The sequence below is a fragment of the Reyranella sp. genome, from assembly GCF_965249915.1.
GTDB lineage: Bacteria > Pseudomonadota > Alphaproteobacteria > Reyranellales > Reyranellaceae > Reyranella.
In genome coordinates, this window is the sequence record NZ_OZ252257.1 from 1,054,688 (window position 1) to 1,069,962 (window position 15,275).

Consider the following 15,275-nt stretch of genomic DNA (forward strand, 5'->3'; position numbering starts at 1 on the left):
TTGCATATCGCTGCTGGGGAGCTGACTTCAGGAGCAAATGCATGAGCCTTCGCCGATTCCGTCTCGCTGTGGCATTGGCCGCCGCGTCCCTGCTGCCATTGTCGGCCGCGCAGGCCCAGGAGAAAACGCTGCGCATCGCCATGACGGCGTCGGACATCCCGACCACCACGGGCATGCCGAACAACGGCTTCGAGGGCATGCGTTTCCTGGGCTTCCCGATCTTCGAGGGCCTCGTCCTGTTCGACCTGTCGAAGTCGGACCAGCTCGCGACCCTGCGGCCGGGCCTCGCCGAGAGCTGGAAGCAGGCACCCGACGACAAGAAGACCTGGATCTTCAATCTCAAGAAGGGCGTGAAGTTCCACGACGGCACCGACTTCAACGCCGACGCGGTGATCTGGAATCTCGAGCGCATCTTCAACAAGGATAGTCCGCAGTTCGAGGCCAACGCCGCCGGCATCATGCGCTCGCGCGTGCCGATTCTCGCCAGCTACAAGAAGATCGACGACAACACGGTGGCGCTCACCACCACCGTCGTTGCGTCCTATTTCCCCTGGATGGTGCCCTACATCCTGACCGCCTCGCCCACGCAGTGGGAGAAGGCCGGTAAGGACTGGAACAAGGTGGCCGCCGCCGGCGGCGCCGGCACCGGACCGTTCAAGATCACCAAGGTCGTGCCGCGCCAGTCGGTCTCTCTGGGCCGCAACGACGACTATTGGGATGCCGGAAAGAAGGCCAAGGTCGATTCGGTCCTGCTGCTGCCGATCCCCGAGGCCAACACACGCCTGGCGGCGCTGCGCTCGGGGCGCGTCGACTGGATCGAGGTGCCGCCGCCGGACGGAATCCCGTCGCTGAAGCAGGCGGGCTACGTGATCTCGACCAACTCCTACCCGCATGTCTGGCCGTGGTTCTACAACATGGCCGCCAAGAACAGCCCGCTGGCCGATGTCCGGGTACGCCAGGCGCTGAACTACTGTATCGATCGCGGCGCCATCGTCTCGATGCTCAACGGTACCGCCGAGCCGTCGGTCGGCTGGCTGAAGCCCACGGATGCGGCTTTCGGCAATCCGGTGAACAAGTACACGTTCGATCCGGCCAAGGGCAAAGCGCTGCTGGCCGAGGCCGGTTTCACGCCGCAGAAGCCGCTCTCCTTCAAGGTCATGATCTCGACGTCGGGCTCGGGCCAGATGCTGCCGCTGCCGATGAACGAGGCCCTGCAGGAGAACCTGAAGCAGGCCTGCGGTGTCGACGTCCAGGTCGATGCCGTCGAATGGCAGGTGCTGCTGAACGCCAGCCGCGCCACGCCCGATGCACCATCGCTCAATGGGGCGATGGCGCTCAACGTCAGCTCGCCGTCGAGCGACGTCGGCATGATGTACCGCTACTTCGCCGCGGCAAACTTCTCGCCGATGGGATCCAACTTCGAGCAGTGGAACGACGAGAAGTTCGAAACCGCGCTGAAGACGCTGGCGGAGGCGACGGACGATGCGACGATCCTGCAGAACTTCAAGGTGGCGCACGAGCGGCTGGTCGACAACCCGCCCTGGCTCTACATCGTGCACGACCTCAATCCGCGCGCCTTCAGCAAGAATGTGCAGGGCTTCGTCCCGGCGCAGTCCTGGTTCGTCGATCTGACGAACGTCAGCCTGAAATAGGGGCGATGCGAAGCCGGGCTGTCCGCTGGCGCACTCGCGTCAGCGGGCGCAGAGCTTCGGGATCCTCGACAGAATCTCGATCGAGCAGGTCTCGGTCGGGAAGAGGGCCCAGACGGCGGCGAGGATGACCGCCAGGAAGATGAAGGGCCGGAGCACGCGAAATACCACCGGCAGCAACAACTGCAGGACCCAGTAGGTGACGAGCAATCCCACGACCACCGCGAGCACGCGGTATTGCATGCTCCAGCTGTCCCAGGGACCGAGATTCGCGCGGGCGAGGAGCTCGTTGAGCTGTTCCACGATCAGTCGCGGAACGGATCGGTCATCAGGATCGTGTCTTCGCGCTGCGGGCTGGTGCTGAGCAGCGCCACCGGGCAGCCGACCAGCTCCTCGACGCGCCGCACGTACTTGATGCAGGTCGCCGGGAGCTCGGCGAAGGAGCGGGCGCCCTGGGTGCTCTCGCTCCAGCCCTCGAATTCCTCCCAGATCGGCTTCAGCTTGGCCTGCGCGCCCATGGTGAAGGGGAAGCGCTCGATGCGCTTGCCGTCGAGTTCGTAGCCGACGCAGACCTTGATGACCTCCTCGCCATCGAGCACGTCGAGCTTGGTGAGGGCGATGCCGTCGATGCCGTTCAGCTTCACCGCCTGGCGCACCATCACCGCGTCGAACCAGCCGCAGCGGCGCCGGCGACCGGTATTGGTGCCGAATTCCTTGCCGCGGTCGCCCAGGCGCTGACCGGTCTCGTCGGTCAGCTCGGTGGGGAAGGGGCCATCGCCGACCCGCGTGGTGTAGGCCTTGGCGATGCCCAGCACGTAGCCGACCGAGCCGTTGCCCATGCCGCTGCCGATCATCGCCTGCGCCGCCACCGTGTTGGACGAGGTGACATAGGGATAGGTGCCGTGATCGATGTCGAGCATGGTGGCCTGCGCCCCCTCGAACAGGATGCGCTTGCCGGCGGCGCGCAGCCCGGCGAGACGCTCCCAGACGTCCTCCGCGAAAGGCAGGATCTTCGGCGCCAGATCGAGCAGCTGGGCCGTCAGCTCAGCGGCGTCAACCAGAGGTTGGCCAAGCCCTTTGCGCAGCGCATTGTGATGCGCCAGCAGCGTGTTGACCTTGAGCGGCAGCATGTCCGGTTCGCCAAGATCGCCGACGCGGATGGCGCGCCGGCCGACCTTGTCCTCATAGGCAGGGCCGATACCGCGGCGTGTCGTGCCGACCCGGATGACGCCGGGCGCATCCTCGCGCCAACCGTCGAGGTCGCGATGCAGGGGCAGGATCAGCACGGCGTGATTGGCGATCTTCAGGTTGGCCGGCGTCACCGACAGACCCTGCTGGGTGACCTTCTTCACTTCCTCGAGGAAGTGCCAGGGATCGATCACGACGCCGTTGCCGATGATCGAGAGTTTGTCCGGACGGACAACGCCCGAGGGCAGCAGGGCCAGCTTGTAGGTCTGGTTGCCGATGACCAGCGTATGGCCGGCATTGTGACCGCCCTGGAAGCGCACCACCACCTCGGCGCGCTGGCTCAGCCAGTCGACGATCTTGCCCTTGCCTTCGTCGCCCCACTGGGCGCCGATCACTGCCACGTTGGCCATTGCATTTTCCTTCGGCCGGTTCCCTTCAGACACGAAAACGCCTCCCCGGGGCCGGTTCCGGAGAGGCGTGATGTCGGATAGCACTTCCCCTCGTCGGGGGCGAGGCGAATTACATCCTCAGAGGGGAACGGCCTGGCCGTCGATCAGCGCATGGCTGCAGCGCAGGCGCTTGGCTTCGGCACGTGGCTCCGGCGCTGCGACGACAGCGCGCACGACGGCATAACCCTTGGCCTGCCAGAGCGCGGCATCGTCCCAGCGCGTTCCCAAGTCGACATAGAGCCGCGGCCGTTCGGCCGGCGGCTCGGAAGCGGCGAGCACGGCGTCCATGTAGACGGTGAATCCGGTCGCCGGCTCGCTGACCCCGTCCTCGGGATAGCCCGCGGAATAGCGCCCGCCGCGTGCCAGCTCTTCGCGGCCCTTGAGCGCGAAGACCGAGAAGGAGACGCCGGTCTGGTACTCCAGTCCGCGATACTCCACCGGATCGATCGTCAGCGGCAGGTCGGGTTCGGCGTCGACGATCAGCTTCACGACGTCGGCGAGGCGGGCGGCCTCCGCGTCGGCGGCCTCCGGCAGTTCGAGTTTACCGAGCTGCGCGATACCCTGGTCGGCGGGCCCGGCCGCCCGGAGCAGGCCGGCGAAAAGCGCCGCCACCTGTTCGTCGTCCGCGGCTTTGGCGATGCCGCCCTCGTCCTTGCGATCGAGTGCCCGGCGCAGACTTTTCAGCGTCTCGCCCGACTGCTTCAGGCCGTTGGCCACGGCGGCGACCAGCGTCGGCAGGTTGAGATCGACCGTCAGGTCGGAAACGCCGATGGCCCGCAGCGTGTCGACTGCCAGCAGGACGGCTTCGGCATCGGCCTCCGCGCTGTCGACGCCGATCAGCTCGGTACCGACCTGGGCGAACTGCCGCTCGGGCTTGAGCGCGCTGCCGCGCACGCGGATGACGTTGCCGCCGTAGGACAGGCGCAGCGGCCGCGGCTCGTGCTTCAGGCGAGTGACGGCGATGCGGGCGACCTGGACCGTCATGTCCGGGCGCACCCCCATCATGCGCTGCGAGACCGGGTCCATGAGTCGGAAGGTCTGCGAAGCCAGCGCTGCGCCCGGTCCGCCCAGCAGGGACTCCTCGAATTCGACCAGGGGCGGCTTCACCCGCTCGTAGCCGAACGCGGCGAAGCGCTCGATGGCGACGTCTATGGCGCGTGCTTCGCGCGCCGCGTCGGGAGGCAGCAGGTCGGCGAGCCCTGCCGGCAGCAGGCCGCGATGATCGTTGTCGTTGGATGTCATGGTGCCGCTTGATAGCTCATTGGACCGCCGTTGGGGAGACGGGTCCGCAAGCGGGAAGGGCCGCTCGTTTTCCGGTCGATCATGGGTTATTGGTCCCGGCTATGAGTTCCGCTTCACGCCCGGCCGTTTCCGTGGTGGCGCCCTGCTACAACGAGCAGGATGCCTTGCCCGAATTCCTGCGCCGGGTCGGGGCCGTCCTGGACGGGATTGGCGGCTCCGGCGAAATCGTACTGGTCGACGACGGGTCACGCGACCGCACCTGGAGTGTAATGACCGAGGCGGCCGGCCGTGACCCGCGGATCGTAGGCGTGCGCCTGATGCGCAACCACGGCCATCAATTGGCGCTCACCGCTGGCCTGTCGGTGTGCCGCGGCGAGCGCATCCTGATCATCGACGCCGACCTGCAGGACCCGCCCGAGCTGTTGGCGGACATGATGGCGCTGATGGATCAGGGGGCAGACGTGGTCTACGGCCAGCGCCGCCAGCGCGAAGGCGAGAGCCTGTTCAAGCGCGCCACCGCCGCCGGTTTCTATCGTCTGATCGCCCGCCTGACCGACGTGGAGATTCCGCCCGATGCCGGCGATTTCCGCCTCGTGACGCGGCGGGTGCTCGACCTGCTGCTCGCCATGCCCGAGCGTCACCGGTTCATTCGCGGCATGGTGGCCTGGATCGGCGGGCGGCAGGTGCCGCTCGTGTATGATCGTCATGCGAGGGTGGCCGGCGAGAGCAAGTATCCGCTCGCCAAGATGGTCCGCTTTGCCGCCGACGCCATCACCTCGTTCTCGGTCGTGCCGCTGATGGCCTCGATGACGATCGGCTGGATCATGGCGGCCCTGGGTTTCGGCTTCTTCCTCTACTCGATCGTGGGCTGGTGGAACGGCCACACGCTGCCAGGCTGGACGTCGCTGATGGCCGCGGTCGGCCTGCTCGGCGGCATGCAGTTCCTGATGCTGGGCATCATCGGCGCCTATCTCGGCCGCCTCTACGACCAGAGCAAAGGCCGGCCCTTGTTCATGATCCGCGATATCGTCGGCGGCGAGGCGGGGAGCGCGAAGTGAACGGGGCCGATCCGCAATCCTGGTCGGGCGAGCCGGCGGAATTCGACGACTACGCGGCCGAGTACGAGGGCGGCCTCGAAAATCCCATCAAGCGCCTCTTGGGCAGCTCTCCCGACCAGTTCATCGCGGTCAAGGCGCGCTGGCTGTTGCGGCGGGAACCTGCCTTGCGGACCGGCGGGCTTTCCGTGCTCGACTATGGCTGCGGCATCGGCAGCCTGATGCGCGTCCTGATAGGGCTTGGCGCCAAAGGATCGTTCACCGGCTGCGACATCTCGACCGGCATGTTGCGGCAGGTCGAGCGGCGCTGGCCCCGCGAGCTGGGCGCCCCGCCGGAACTGGCACCGCAGCAAGGCGCCCGCACGCCCTTCGCCGATGCCGGTTTCGACATCGTCATGATCAGTGCCGTGCTGCATCACGTGCCGGTCGCGGAGCGGCCGGCGGTCTATGCCGAGCTGGGCCGCGTGCTCAAGCCCGGCGGCCGGATCTACGTCTTCGAGCACAATCCCCGCAATCCGCTGGTACGCTATGTCACCGCCCGGACGCCGATCGACCGCAACGCCATTCTCCTCGACGCGGGCGAAGTCCGGCACGGCCTGCTCGACGCGGCACGCTACGCGCTCGATACCGACTACCTGATGTTCATGCCGCCCGGCATGGCCTTCCTGCGCGGCATCGATCCCCTGCTGGCATGGCTGCCGATGGGCGCGCAATATGCCGTCACGGCCCGCAAAGCGGCTTGAGGAGGGATGGATGGATCGCCAGTCATTCGAGACCGAACTGAAGCGCGAAGGCTATGACGAGGTCCTTACCGGCTCGACCCAGGGGCCCAAGCACAACGCCGAGCACAGCCATCCCTACGACGTGAAGGCGATGGTGATCGACGGCGCGATCACGCTGGCCTGGGAGGGCAGGACGCAGACCTTTCGCCCCGGTGAGATCTTCACCATGGCGCGCGGCTGCCCGCACACCGAGACCTTCGGGGCCGAAGGCGCCGTGACCCTGGTCGGCCGCAAGCACTAGTGACGAGGACGACGCCCGCCTGGCAGCTGCTGCTCGCCTTCGCGCTCTCGCTATCGACCTTGTGCGTGCTGATCGGGTGGCTGCAGAACGTCCACATCATCAGCTCGAACGGGATGTACAAGAGCATCCAGGCCGAGGCCTGGATCGCCAGCCCGTCGACCGCGCGGCTCGACCCGTCGAACTATATGTTCTTCCCGCTCTATGGCGTCAGCGCCCGGTTGCTGGACATGCTGGGCATCCTGCGCGGCGTGCCGTGGAAGCAGTTCGCCTATCTCAATGCCTTCTGGGCAAGCCTCGGTACGGTCGTCATCTACGCCTTCGCGCATCGGCTCACGGGCAGCGCGCGCGTGGCGGCGCTGGCATCTGTGTTCCATCTGGGCTGCGGCTTCGTCCTGCTGCTGTCGGTCATCAGCGAAGACATCATGCCGGGCTATGTGTTCGTGCTCGCCTCGATGGCGCTGGCCGGACTCTGGTTCGACCGGCCGACAGGGAAGCGCATCGCGACCGTCGGCGTGCTGTTCACCCTGGGCTGGCTGATCGAATGGCGGTTGATGTTCCCGACCCTGCCGGCGCTCGCGCTGGCGCTGCTGGTCGCGCCGGAGCCGATGCGTCGACGCCTCGGCCATGTGCTCGTGCTGGTCGCGTCGATCCTCGCGACCTCGGGTATCGTGCAGCTCTCGTGGGAAGGCCATAACGGCGCCATCGGGCTGCACGACATCCTGTGGACCGGGAAGGGTGTCGCCACAGGCTGGGCAGGCTTCTCCTGGGACAAGGCCTGGATGATGCTGTCCGGCGTCGGCAACTACCTGCTGCTGGTCGGAGGCTTCGTCGATCCGCGGTCGGCGCGCGAGGCGCTGGCGCCGCTGTCCTTCTCCGTCGTGCTGCAGGCTGCGATCTTTCTTGCGAGCGTGATCGTGCTATGGCCGCGCCGGCACGAACCCCGCCTGCGCGCGGTCGCCATCGTCTTCCTCGGCACGCTGGGAGCCGGCCAGGTCCTCAATTTCTATTCCCAGCCGCAGGATCCGCAGATGCAGCTCAACGTCATGCCATGGCTCACCGTGGCCTGGGCGTTGCTGCTCTCGGCCTGGCTTCCGGCGCGCCGTGCCGTGGCCATCACGCTTGCGGTCCTGTCGTTGGCGCCGTTCGCGTGGAACGTTTCGGCGCTTGCCAAGTGGCGCGGCGACGACACGCGTTGGCTCGCGGCGACGGCGGCGCTGGAGAAGCGCTTCCCTCCCGACTCAAGCGTCTTCCTCTATTTCGGCTACGAGTCGATCACGACGTGGAAGTATGCGCTGTGGAGTCGTACCTGGGATTGGGACAACAAGGTCGCGATCCCGCCCGCGCCGTCCGCCGATCCGAAGTTCAAGTGGATTGCCGTCAATGCCGGCGCGATCCGCCATCCCGGCTGGACGGCCGCTGAACACGCTTCAGCGCTGAAGCGCGACATCGACCTGGCCCTCGACCGAGGCTACCGCGTCGTCGTCTCTGACATGTGGTCATGGCCGCCCGATGTCCTGGCGGCCTATCTCGGCACAGTTGCGGCGTCCGACCGCAGCGATGCGATCTACCGCATGCTGCACGACGACTACCGCGCGATGGAGGTGTTCAGAGATCCGATCGCCGGAACCTACTACGAGTTGCAGCGTCGCTGAGCCGACGCGCGACAATCTCTCCACATTGACGGCACACCCGCCGGCTCGTATACGGGCCGCGGGCCACGCTCCCCCACCGGAGTGCATTTCTTCTGTAAGGGAGAATGACAATGACAAAGCCGTCTCTGCGTCCTGCGCGTCCCGATTTTTCTTCGGGCCCCTGCGCCAAGCGTCCGGGTTGGACACCGGAAGTTCTCAAAGATGCCGCCGTTGGGCGGTCCCACAGGTCGAAGCTCGGCAAGAAGAAGATTGTCGAGGCGGTCGACCGTACGCGTGCGATCCTCGGCATCCCGGCCGATCATCGCATTGCGATCGTTCCTGCGTCCGACACCGGCGCGGTCGAGATGGCGCTGTGGTCGCTGCTCGGCGCCCGTCCGGTCGACATGCTGACCTGGGAAAGTTTCGGCGAGGGCTGGGTCACCGACGTGGTGAAGCAGCTCAAGCTCAAGGACACCCGCACGCTGAAGGCGCCCTACGGCCAGATCGCCGATCTCAAGTCGGTCGACTGGACGCACGATGTCGTCTTCACCTGGAACGGCACGACCTCCGGCGTGAAGGTCCCTAACGGCGACTGGATCGCCGACGATCGTGAAGGTCTGGCGATCTGCGACGCGACCTCGGCCGTGTTCGCCATGGATCTGCCGTGGGCCAAGCTCGATGTCGTGACCTGGTCCTGGCAGAAGGTGATGGGCGGCGAGGGCGCGCACGGCATGCTCGTGCTGTCCCCGCGCGCCATCCAGCGGCTGGAAAGCTACACGCCGGCCTGGCCGATGCCGAAGATCTTCCGCCTGACTTCGGGCGGCAAGTTCTCCGAAGCCATCTTCAAGGGCGACACGATCAACACGCCGTCGCTGCTCTGCATCGAGGACGCGATCGACGGCCTGAAATGGGGCGAAAGTGTCGGCGGCCTCAAGGGCCTGATGGCGCGCTCGGAGGGTAACCTCGGCGTGCTCGAGACGTTCGTCGAGGCGCGGCCGTGGGCTGCCTTCCTGGCGGCCGACAAGGCCATCCGTTCCAACACGTCGGTGTGCCTCGTGATCAAGGCGCCCTGGTTCACGGCGCTGCCGGCCGACAAGCAGGCCGCTGCGGCGAAAAAGATGGGCGACCTGCTCGAGACCGAGAAGGCGGGATACGACGTCGGATCCTACCGCGACGCCCCGCCGGGCCTGCGCATCTGGTGCGGGGCTACCGTTGAGAAGGCCGATCTCGAAGCGCTGCTGCCGTGGCTCGACTGGGCGTACGGCGAGATCGAGCAAGAGTTCGGCGCCAAAGCCGCCTGATCCTTCATTGGAGCGCGCCACTCCAGTGGCGCTCAAGAATTATGATTGCGCCACTGGAGTGGCGCGCTCCCCTGACTTGAGGAGTGTTTGTAATGGCCAAGCCCAAGGTTCTCATTTCCGATGAGCTGTCCCCCCGCGCCGTCGAAATCTTCTCGGAACGCGGCTGCGACGTCGATTTCAAGCCGGGCCTGAAGCCCGCCGAGCTGCGCGAGATCATCGGCAACTACGAAGGGCTGGCGATCCGCTCGGCCACCAAGGTGACGGCCGAGGTTCTGGCCGTGGCCAAGAAGCTCAAGGTCGTGGGCCGCGCCGGCATCGGTGTCGACAACGTCGACATCAAGGCAGCCACCTCGCACGGTGTCGTCGTCATGAACACGCCGTTCGGCAATGCCATCACCACGGCAGAGCACGCCATCGCGCTGATGTTCGCCGTTGCCCGCCAGGTGCCGGAGGCCAATGCCAGCACCCAGGCCGGCAAGTGGGAAAAGAACAAGTTCATGGGCACCGAGCTCAGCTTCAAGACGCTGGGCCTGATCGGATGCGGCAATATCGGTTCGATCGTCGCCGAACGCGCCATCGGCCTGAAGATGCGCGTCGTGGCCTACGACCCGTTCCTGAGCGACCAGCGCGCCGCCGAACTCGGCGTCGAGAAGGCGACGCTGGAGCAGGTTCTGGCGCGTGCCGACTTCATCACGGTGCACACGCCGCTCACCGAGCAGACCAAGAACATCCTCTCCCGCGCCAACCTGATGAAGACCAAGAAGGGCGTGCGCATCGTCAACTGCGCGCGCGGCGGACTGGTCGACGAGCTGGCGGTGCGCGACCTGCTGGTCTCGGGCCACATCGCGGGGGCGGGCTTCGACGTGTTCGTCGAGGAGCCGGCCAAGTCGAACGTCCTGTTCGGCGCGCCGAACCTCGTCTGCACGCCGCATCTCGGCGCCTCGACGGTGGAAGCCCAGGAGAACGTGGCACTGCAGGTCGCCGAGCAGATGGCCGACTACCTGCTGACGGGCGCGGTGACCAACTCGCTCAACATGCCGAACGTCTCCGCCGAGGACGCGCCCAAGCTGGCGCCGTATCTCGACCTCGCCGAGAAGCTGGGCTCGTTCGCGGGCCAGCTCACCGACACCGACATCAAGGCCGTCTCGATCGAGTTCGAGGGCCAGGTGGCGAAGCTCAACGTCAAGCCGCTGACCCAGGTGGCGCTGATGGGCGTGCTGCGCCCGCAGCTCACCTCGGTCAACATGGTCAACGCGCCGGTCATCGCGCGCGAGCGCGGCATCGAGGTGGCGGAGGTCAAGCACGAGCGCGAGACCGATTACAATTCGATGATCCGTCTCTCGGTCACGACCGAGAAGTACACGCGCTCGGTCACGGGCACGCTGTTCGGCGGCAAGCATCCGCGCATCGTCGAGATCAAGGGCATCGAGATCGACGCCGAGTTCGCGCCGCACATGCTCTACATCACCAACGACGACAAGCCCGGCTTCATCGGCCGCCTCGGCACGCTGCTGGGTGAGGGCAAGGTCAACATCGCCACCTTCCATCTCGGCCGCGACACGCCGGGCGGATCGGCCATCGCGCTGGTCCAGGTCGATCAGCCGATCTCCGACGACCTCATGGGCAAGATCGTCGGCATCGAAGGTGTGGTGCAGGCCAAGGTGCTGGGCTTCTGATTGCTCTTTGACTACTCGGAGGCCCGCTTGACGGGCCTCCGCGGCACTCGTTCAGCGAGTTGCCGACTGGGGTCTCCTGTCAGTGGCGGAGCCCTCCATCTTCCGGCGAACTCCATGAGTGCGTCCGTTGAATTTGGAAACATCTCACAACCGTCACATTCCTGCGTTCGATATTGAACAATCAGAGGACCGCTGCCCTGCGGCGGAGGAAGATTGCGATTTACAATCTTATCGATTGTGCGTTAATGCCCGCCGTGGTTGAGTGGGGGCGATCCTGATACTCGCTGTGCGCGGGAATTCGAAAGAAGGCTACGAACGGAGTTTCCGTCGTCGTCGGCGGGTGTCGTCCGTCGCACGGCGTTGCCAGGGATCCCGACAATTGAAGCATTTGGCCGCCTCAGGCGGCCATTTTTGTGCGTAGCAGAGATTCGGGAGTGCGCGGGCAATGGCAAATTTCATCGGCACATCAGCCGGAGAGACTTTCGACGGCACCCAGTTCAACGATACCGCAATCGGCAATGGTGGCAATGATAGGCTGAACGGCAACGGCGGCGATGACACGCTGCACATCAACGGCGGCGGAACGAGCGTGGCGTCGGGTGGCAGCGGTGGCGATACATTGATCGCCGAAGGCGGCGGCAAGAAGACGTTATCCGGCGGAGAAGGTGACGACTATCTGTACGTTGCCGGCGCGGCGACCAAGTACGAAATCCACGGAGGGGATGGTTTCGACACCCTCGGCCTCTACGGCACGACGACGATCAATCTGTCTGCAACTTTGATTACCGGCGTGGAGCAGTTCGTCGGCACGGTCTCGAGCGACACGATTACGCTCGGTCTCAGCGCTTTCACCGCACTCAGTGCGTTCGATGGCGACGCCGGGACCGATACGTTGAATCTGAAGTTCGATGGAGACGAGGATATTGCGGACGCGACGACAGGGGCGTGGTCCAATCTCGATAATGTCGAAGTGTTGAAAGTCGTTGGCGGAAATGGCGACGACCATCTGCGCGTGACGGCGCAGCAGTTCGTGAGCGTGGACAGCTTCGTGCTGGGACAAGGCTCGAACGCTCTCCACGTGGAAACGGCCGGCGCCGTCGACTTTACAATGCGCTTCCCCATCATGTCCGGCGTCCAGACTCTTATGCTGACGGGTACCGGCAGCGTTCGCATGAATGTGGCGCAGCACGCCAAATTCACGTCGATAGACGGCGATATCTTCGTGACCGTGGCAGACACCGGCGCCCGACTTCAGAAATATGATCCGGACATGCTCTCCGACATGGCGGCGTGGGTCGACATGCTCGATGCGACGGATGACGTGCTGACGCTCACCGTGGCAAAGTTCAGGGCGCTGGGCTCGATTGCCCTGTCCGCAGGCGATGTCGTGACCCTCGCGGACACGGGCGCCAACCTTGCGAGCCTGACGCCGGTGGAGCTGGTTGCGGCTGGCGCGGCGGGCATCGACAAGATCAACGCGACCGACAATACGCTCTCCCTGACCGTGGAGCAGTATCGCGCCATCAGTGGCACGATCGGCCTGAACTCCAAGGACACGGTTACGCTGGCCGATACGGGCGCGAACCTCGCCGGTCTTTCGCAGGCGGAAGTCGCGGCCCTTGCGGCGAGCTTTGTGGACAGGTTCGATGCCACGGATGGCACGCTGGCACTGAGCTTGGCTCAGCTTCAGGCGATGGGCACGGTGGCGCTTGCGAAGGCCGACGTCGTCACGGTGACCGGCACCGGGGCCGAGATATCGGCCCTCTTGCCCGAGCAACTCGGCGGGCTTTCGGCGAAGGGCGTCGATCAGCTCGACGTCACCGACGGCACCGTGACCCTGACCAGGGCTCAGGCGCTGGCACTGGGGACGGTGACGTTGGCGACAGGCGATATGGTCGTGGTGACCGGCGCCGATCTGGCAAAACTGACGCCGGATCAGATCTACGGTCTTTGGGCGCACGGCGTCGATCGCTTCGACGCATCGAACGATTCCCTGGTTCTCACGGCGGCCAAGTACGATGCTTTACAAGGCATCGCCCTGACCCCGGGCGACCTCGTGACCCTGCGCGACACGGGCGCCAATATCGCAAACGTGGATATCTCGGCGCTCGCCGGTAAGGGCGTCGACCGGATCGATGCGACGGACAACGTGCTGACGCTGACCGTAGCGCAGTATCGCGCCCTTGGAGCGGTCGCGCTCACCCAGGCGGACCACGTGGTCTTGGCGGATACCTCGGCGCACCTCACGACGCTGACACCGGCCGAGAACGCGGCCCTGGCCGGCCAGGGCATCGATGAGGTCGTGGCCGTCACGACCAACCCGATCGAGACGGCGATGACGAGCTATACGCTGGACGCCTCCGTCGCCAACCTGAAATACATCGGCACGGGACCCTTCTCGGGAACGGGCAATGCCCTCGACAACATCATGACCGGCGGCGAATCGGGCGACACGCTGAGCGGTCTCGCCGGGAACGACATACTCAGCGGCGGCAATGGCGATGACATGCTAATCGGTGGCTTGGGAAGCGACTTCCTGAGCGGCGGCGGCGGGATCGGAGACTACGCCTCCTACATCAACGCAACGACCGGCGTCATCGTATCCCTTGCCAACCCATCGGTGAATACCGGCGAGGCGGCTGGCGATACATACAATCTGATAGAGCGACTTGAAGGCTCCCGTTTCAACGACACCCTGATCGGCGACGCCGGCAACAATACGCTGCGGGGCGGCGCTGGCGCCGACGTCTTGAACGGCGGACTGGGCAGTGACTATGCGAGCTACACCACCGCCACCACCGCCATCACGGCGTCGCTGGCGAACCCGGGCATCAACACGGGGGACGCGGCTGGTGATACCTATGTCTCGATAGAATCTCTCGCAGGATCGGGTTTCAACGATGTCCTGGTCGGCGACGGTTTCGACAATACCTTCCAGGGCAACCTCGGGGCGGACCATATCGACGGCGGCGCCGGCTTCGACTACGCGTCCTATTTCAACGCGACCATGGGAGTCACGGCGTCGCTGGCCGACTCTGCGATCAACACCGGCGAGGCGGCGGGTGATACCTACGTGCAGATCGAAGGCCTCACCGGCTCTGCATTCGGCGACGTCCTCATCGGCAACGGCGGCGACAACTGGCTGCTTGGCGGCGGTGGCGCCGACCAGCTCGATGGCGGTTCGGGGTTCGACTATGCCGCTTACGGGAACTCCACGATCGGTTTAACGGCATCGCTCATCGACCCGTCGGCCAACACCGGCGAGGCGGCGGGCGACGTGTACACGTCCATCGAAGGGCTGAGCGGCTCGTCATACAACGACATCCTGATCGGAAACGCTGGCAACAACACGTTGTCTGGCGGCTTCGGCAACGACTCGCTAACTGGCGGCGATGGCAACGACCAGCTCGTGGGCGGTTCGGGTGACGACTTCCTCGACGGAGGAGCGGGCGCCGATTCGCTGACCGGCGGCGACGGGACCGACACGGTCTCGTACTATCAATACAGCGTCTCGGGCGGGACTGGGCTCACCGCGTCGCTGGAGAATGTGTCGATCAATACCGGCGATGCCGCCGGCGACACCTATGTCTCGATCGAGAACCTCGCCGGAACCTTCTGGAACGACACCCTGATCGGGACCAGCGGAAACAATGTCATCGACGGGGTCAACGGCGCCGACGTGTTCAATGGCCGGGGAGGCATGGACAAGCTCATCGGCAATGGCGGCGGCGATACATTCGTCTTCGATTCCGCGATCGGTGCGGGCAACCTTGCCACGATCACCGGCTTTGCGCATGGCCAGGATCATTTCAACCTGGACAACGCGATCTTCACACAGCTCGGGGCCGATGGCGCCCTCGATGCGGGGGCCTTCGTCAATGGTGCCGCGGCCCTCGATGCGAACGACCGGATCATCTTCAACAGCGCCACGGGCAATGTGAGCTATGATGCCGATGGCTCAGGCGCCGGCGCCGCGGTGGTCTTCGCAACGATCCAGACCCTGCTGAACGGGACGCTGGACCATACTGACTTCCTGATCGTCTGACGCTAAGGACGACGGC

Annotated in this window: 11 protein-coding genes; 8 read left to right on the forward strand and 3 right to left on the reverse strand. The window is 65.4% G+C overall.

Annotation, left to right across the window (positions count from 1 at the left end; all coding sequences use genetic code 11):
- Positions 1 to 41: 41 nt before the first annotated feature.
- Positions 42 to 1,652, forward strand: coding sequence for an ABC transporter substrate-binding protein (locus tag ACP15H_RS05290; RefSeq protein ID WP_425065162.1), 1,611 nt, complete (start codon positions 42 to 44; stop codon positions 1,650 to 1,652).
- Positions 1,653 to 1,691: 39 nt separating this feature from the next.
- On the opposite strand, the gene ACP15H_RS05295 is transcribed toward ACP15H_RS05290, so the two are convergent.
- The 3 genes from ACP15H_RS05295 to ACP15H_RS05305 all read right to left on the reverse strand — a co-directional run bounded on the left by ACP15H_RS05295 (position 1,692) and on the right by ACP15H_RS05305 (position 4,528).
- Positions 1,692 to 1,952, reverse strand: a complete 261-nt coding sequence (locus tag ACP15H_RS05295) for a hypothetical protein (protein ID WP_425065163.1) — start codon at positions 1,950 to 1,952, stop codon at positions 1,692 to 1,694.
- A 2-nt stretch (positions 1,953 to 1,954) separates the two neighbouring features.
- Positions 1,955 to 3,247, reverse strand: coding sequence for an adenylosuccinate synthase (locus ACP15H_RS05300; RefSeq protein ID WP_425065164.1), 1,293 nt, complete (start codon positions 3,245 to 3,247; stop codon positions 1,955 to 1,957).
- 117 nt (positions 3,248 to 3,364) lie between these two features.
- Positions 3,365 to 4,528 carry an ATP phosphoribosyltransferase regulatory subunit gene (locus tag ACP15H_RS05305; RefSeq protein WP_425065165.1) on the reverse strand — a complete coding sequence of 388 codons (1,164 nt, stop codon included), beginning with the start codon at positions 4,526 to 4,528 and terminating at the stop codon, positions 3,365 to 3,367.
- A gap of 101 nt (positions 4,529 to 4,629) precedes the next feature.
- Between ACP15H_RS05305 and ACP15H_RS05310 the strand changes: the two genes are divergently transcribed.
- From ACP15H_RS05310 to ACP15H_RS05340, 7 genes are all read left to right on the forward strand, one after another.
- Entirely contained in the window at positions 4,630 to 5,586 is a 957-nt protein-coding gene (locus tag ACP15H_RS05310; protein WP_425065166.1) for a glycosyltransferase family 2 protein, read from the forward strand.
- Positions 5,583 to 6,326: a methyltransferase domain-containing protein gene (locus ACP15H_RS05315; RefSeq protein WP_425065167.1), complete on the forward strand. Its 744-nt coding sequence runs from the start codon at positions 5,583 to 5,585 to the stop codon at positions 6,324 to 6,326. Before ACP15H_RS05310 ends, ACP15H_RS05315 begins: the two co-directional genes overlap by 4 nt.
- Before the next feature lie 10 nt (positions 6,327 to 6,336).
- Complete coding sequence (locus ACP15H_RS05320) at positions 6,337 to 6,606, forward strand: cupin domain-containing protein (RefSeq protein WP_425065168.1); 270 nt, start codon at positions 6,337 to 6,339, stop codon at positions 6,604 to 6,606.
- Positions 6,606 to 8,258, forward strand: a complete 1,653-nt coding sequence (locus tag ACP15H_RS05325; protein ID WP_425065169.1) for a hypothetical protein — start codon at positions 6,606 to 6,608, stop codon at positions 8,256 to 8,258. Before ACP15H_RS05320 ends, ACP15H_RS05325 begins: the two co-directional genes overlap by 1 nt.
- Before the next feature lie 104 nt (positions 8,259 to 8,362).
- Positions 8,363 to 9,538, forward strand: a complete 1,176-nt coding sequence (locus ACP15H_RS05330; protein ID WP_425065170.1) for a phosphoserine transaminase — start codon at positions 8,363 to 8,365, stop codon at positions 9,536 to 9,538.
- A 92-nt stretch (positions 9,539 to 9,630) separates the two neighbouring features.
- Positions 9,631 to 11,214 carry a phosphoglycerate dehydrogenase gene (gene serA, locus ACP15H_RS05335; protein WP_425065171.1) on the forward strand — a complete coding sequence of 528 codons (1,584 nt, stop codon included), beginning with the start codon at positions 9,631 to 9,633 and terminating at the stop codon, positions 11,212 to 11,214.
- Between the two features lie 445 nt (positions 11,215 to 11,659).
- Entirely contained in the window at positions 11,660 to 15,259 is a 3,600-nt protein-coding gene (locus ACP15H_RS05340) for a beta strand repeat-containing protein (protein WP_425065172.1), read from the forward strand.
- Positions 15,260 to 15,275 lie beyond the last annotated feature (16 nt).

Excerpts from the sequence above, each read along its gene's own strand:
- ACP15H_RS05300 (WP_425065164.1), bottom strand. The coding sequence starts at position 3,247 with ATGGCCAACGTGGCAGTGATCGGCGCCCAGTGGGGCGACGAAGGCAAG.
- serA (WP_425065171.1), top strand. The coding sequence starts at position 9,631 with ATGGCCAAGCCCAAGGTTCTCATTTCCGATGAGCTGTCCCCCCGCGCC.
- ACP15H_RS05310 (WP_425065166.1), top strand. The coding sequence starts at position 4,630 with ATGAGTTCCGCTTCACGCCCGGCCGTTTCCGTGGTGGCGCCCTGCTAC.
- ACP15H_RS05290 (WP_425065162.1), top strand. The coding sequence starts at position 42 with ATGAGCCTTCGCCGATTCCGTCTCGCTGTGGCATTGGCCGCCGCGTCC.
- ACP15H_RS05320 (WP_425065168.1), top strand. The coding sequence starts at position 6,337 with ATGGATCGCCAGTCATTCGAGACCGAACTGAAGCGCGAAGGCTATGAC.
- ACP15H_RS05330 (WP_425065170.1), top strand. The coding sequence starts at position 8,363 with ATGACAATGACAAAGCCGTCTCTGCGTCCTGCGCGTCCCGATTTTTCT.
- ACP15H_RS05340 (WP_425065172.1), top strand. The coding sequence starts at position 11,660 with ATGGCAAATTTCATCGGCACATCAGCCGGAGAGACTTTCGACGGCACC.
- ACP15H_RS05305 (WP_425065165.1), bottom strand. The coding sequence starts at position 4,528 with ATGACATCCAACGACAACGATCATCGCGGCCTGCTGCCGGCAGGGCTC.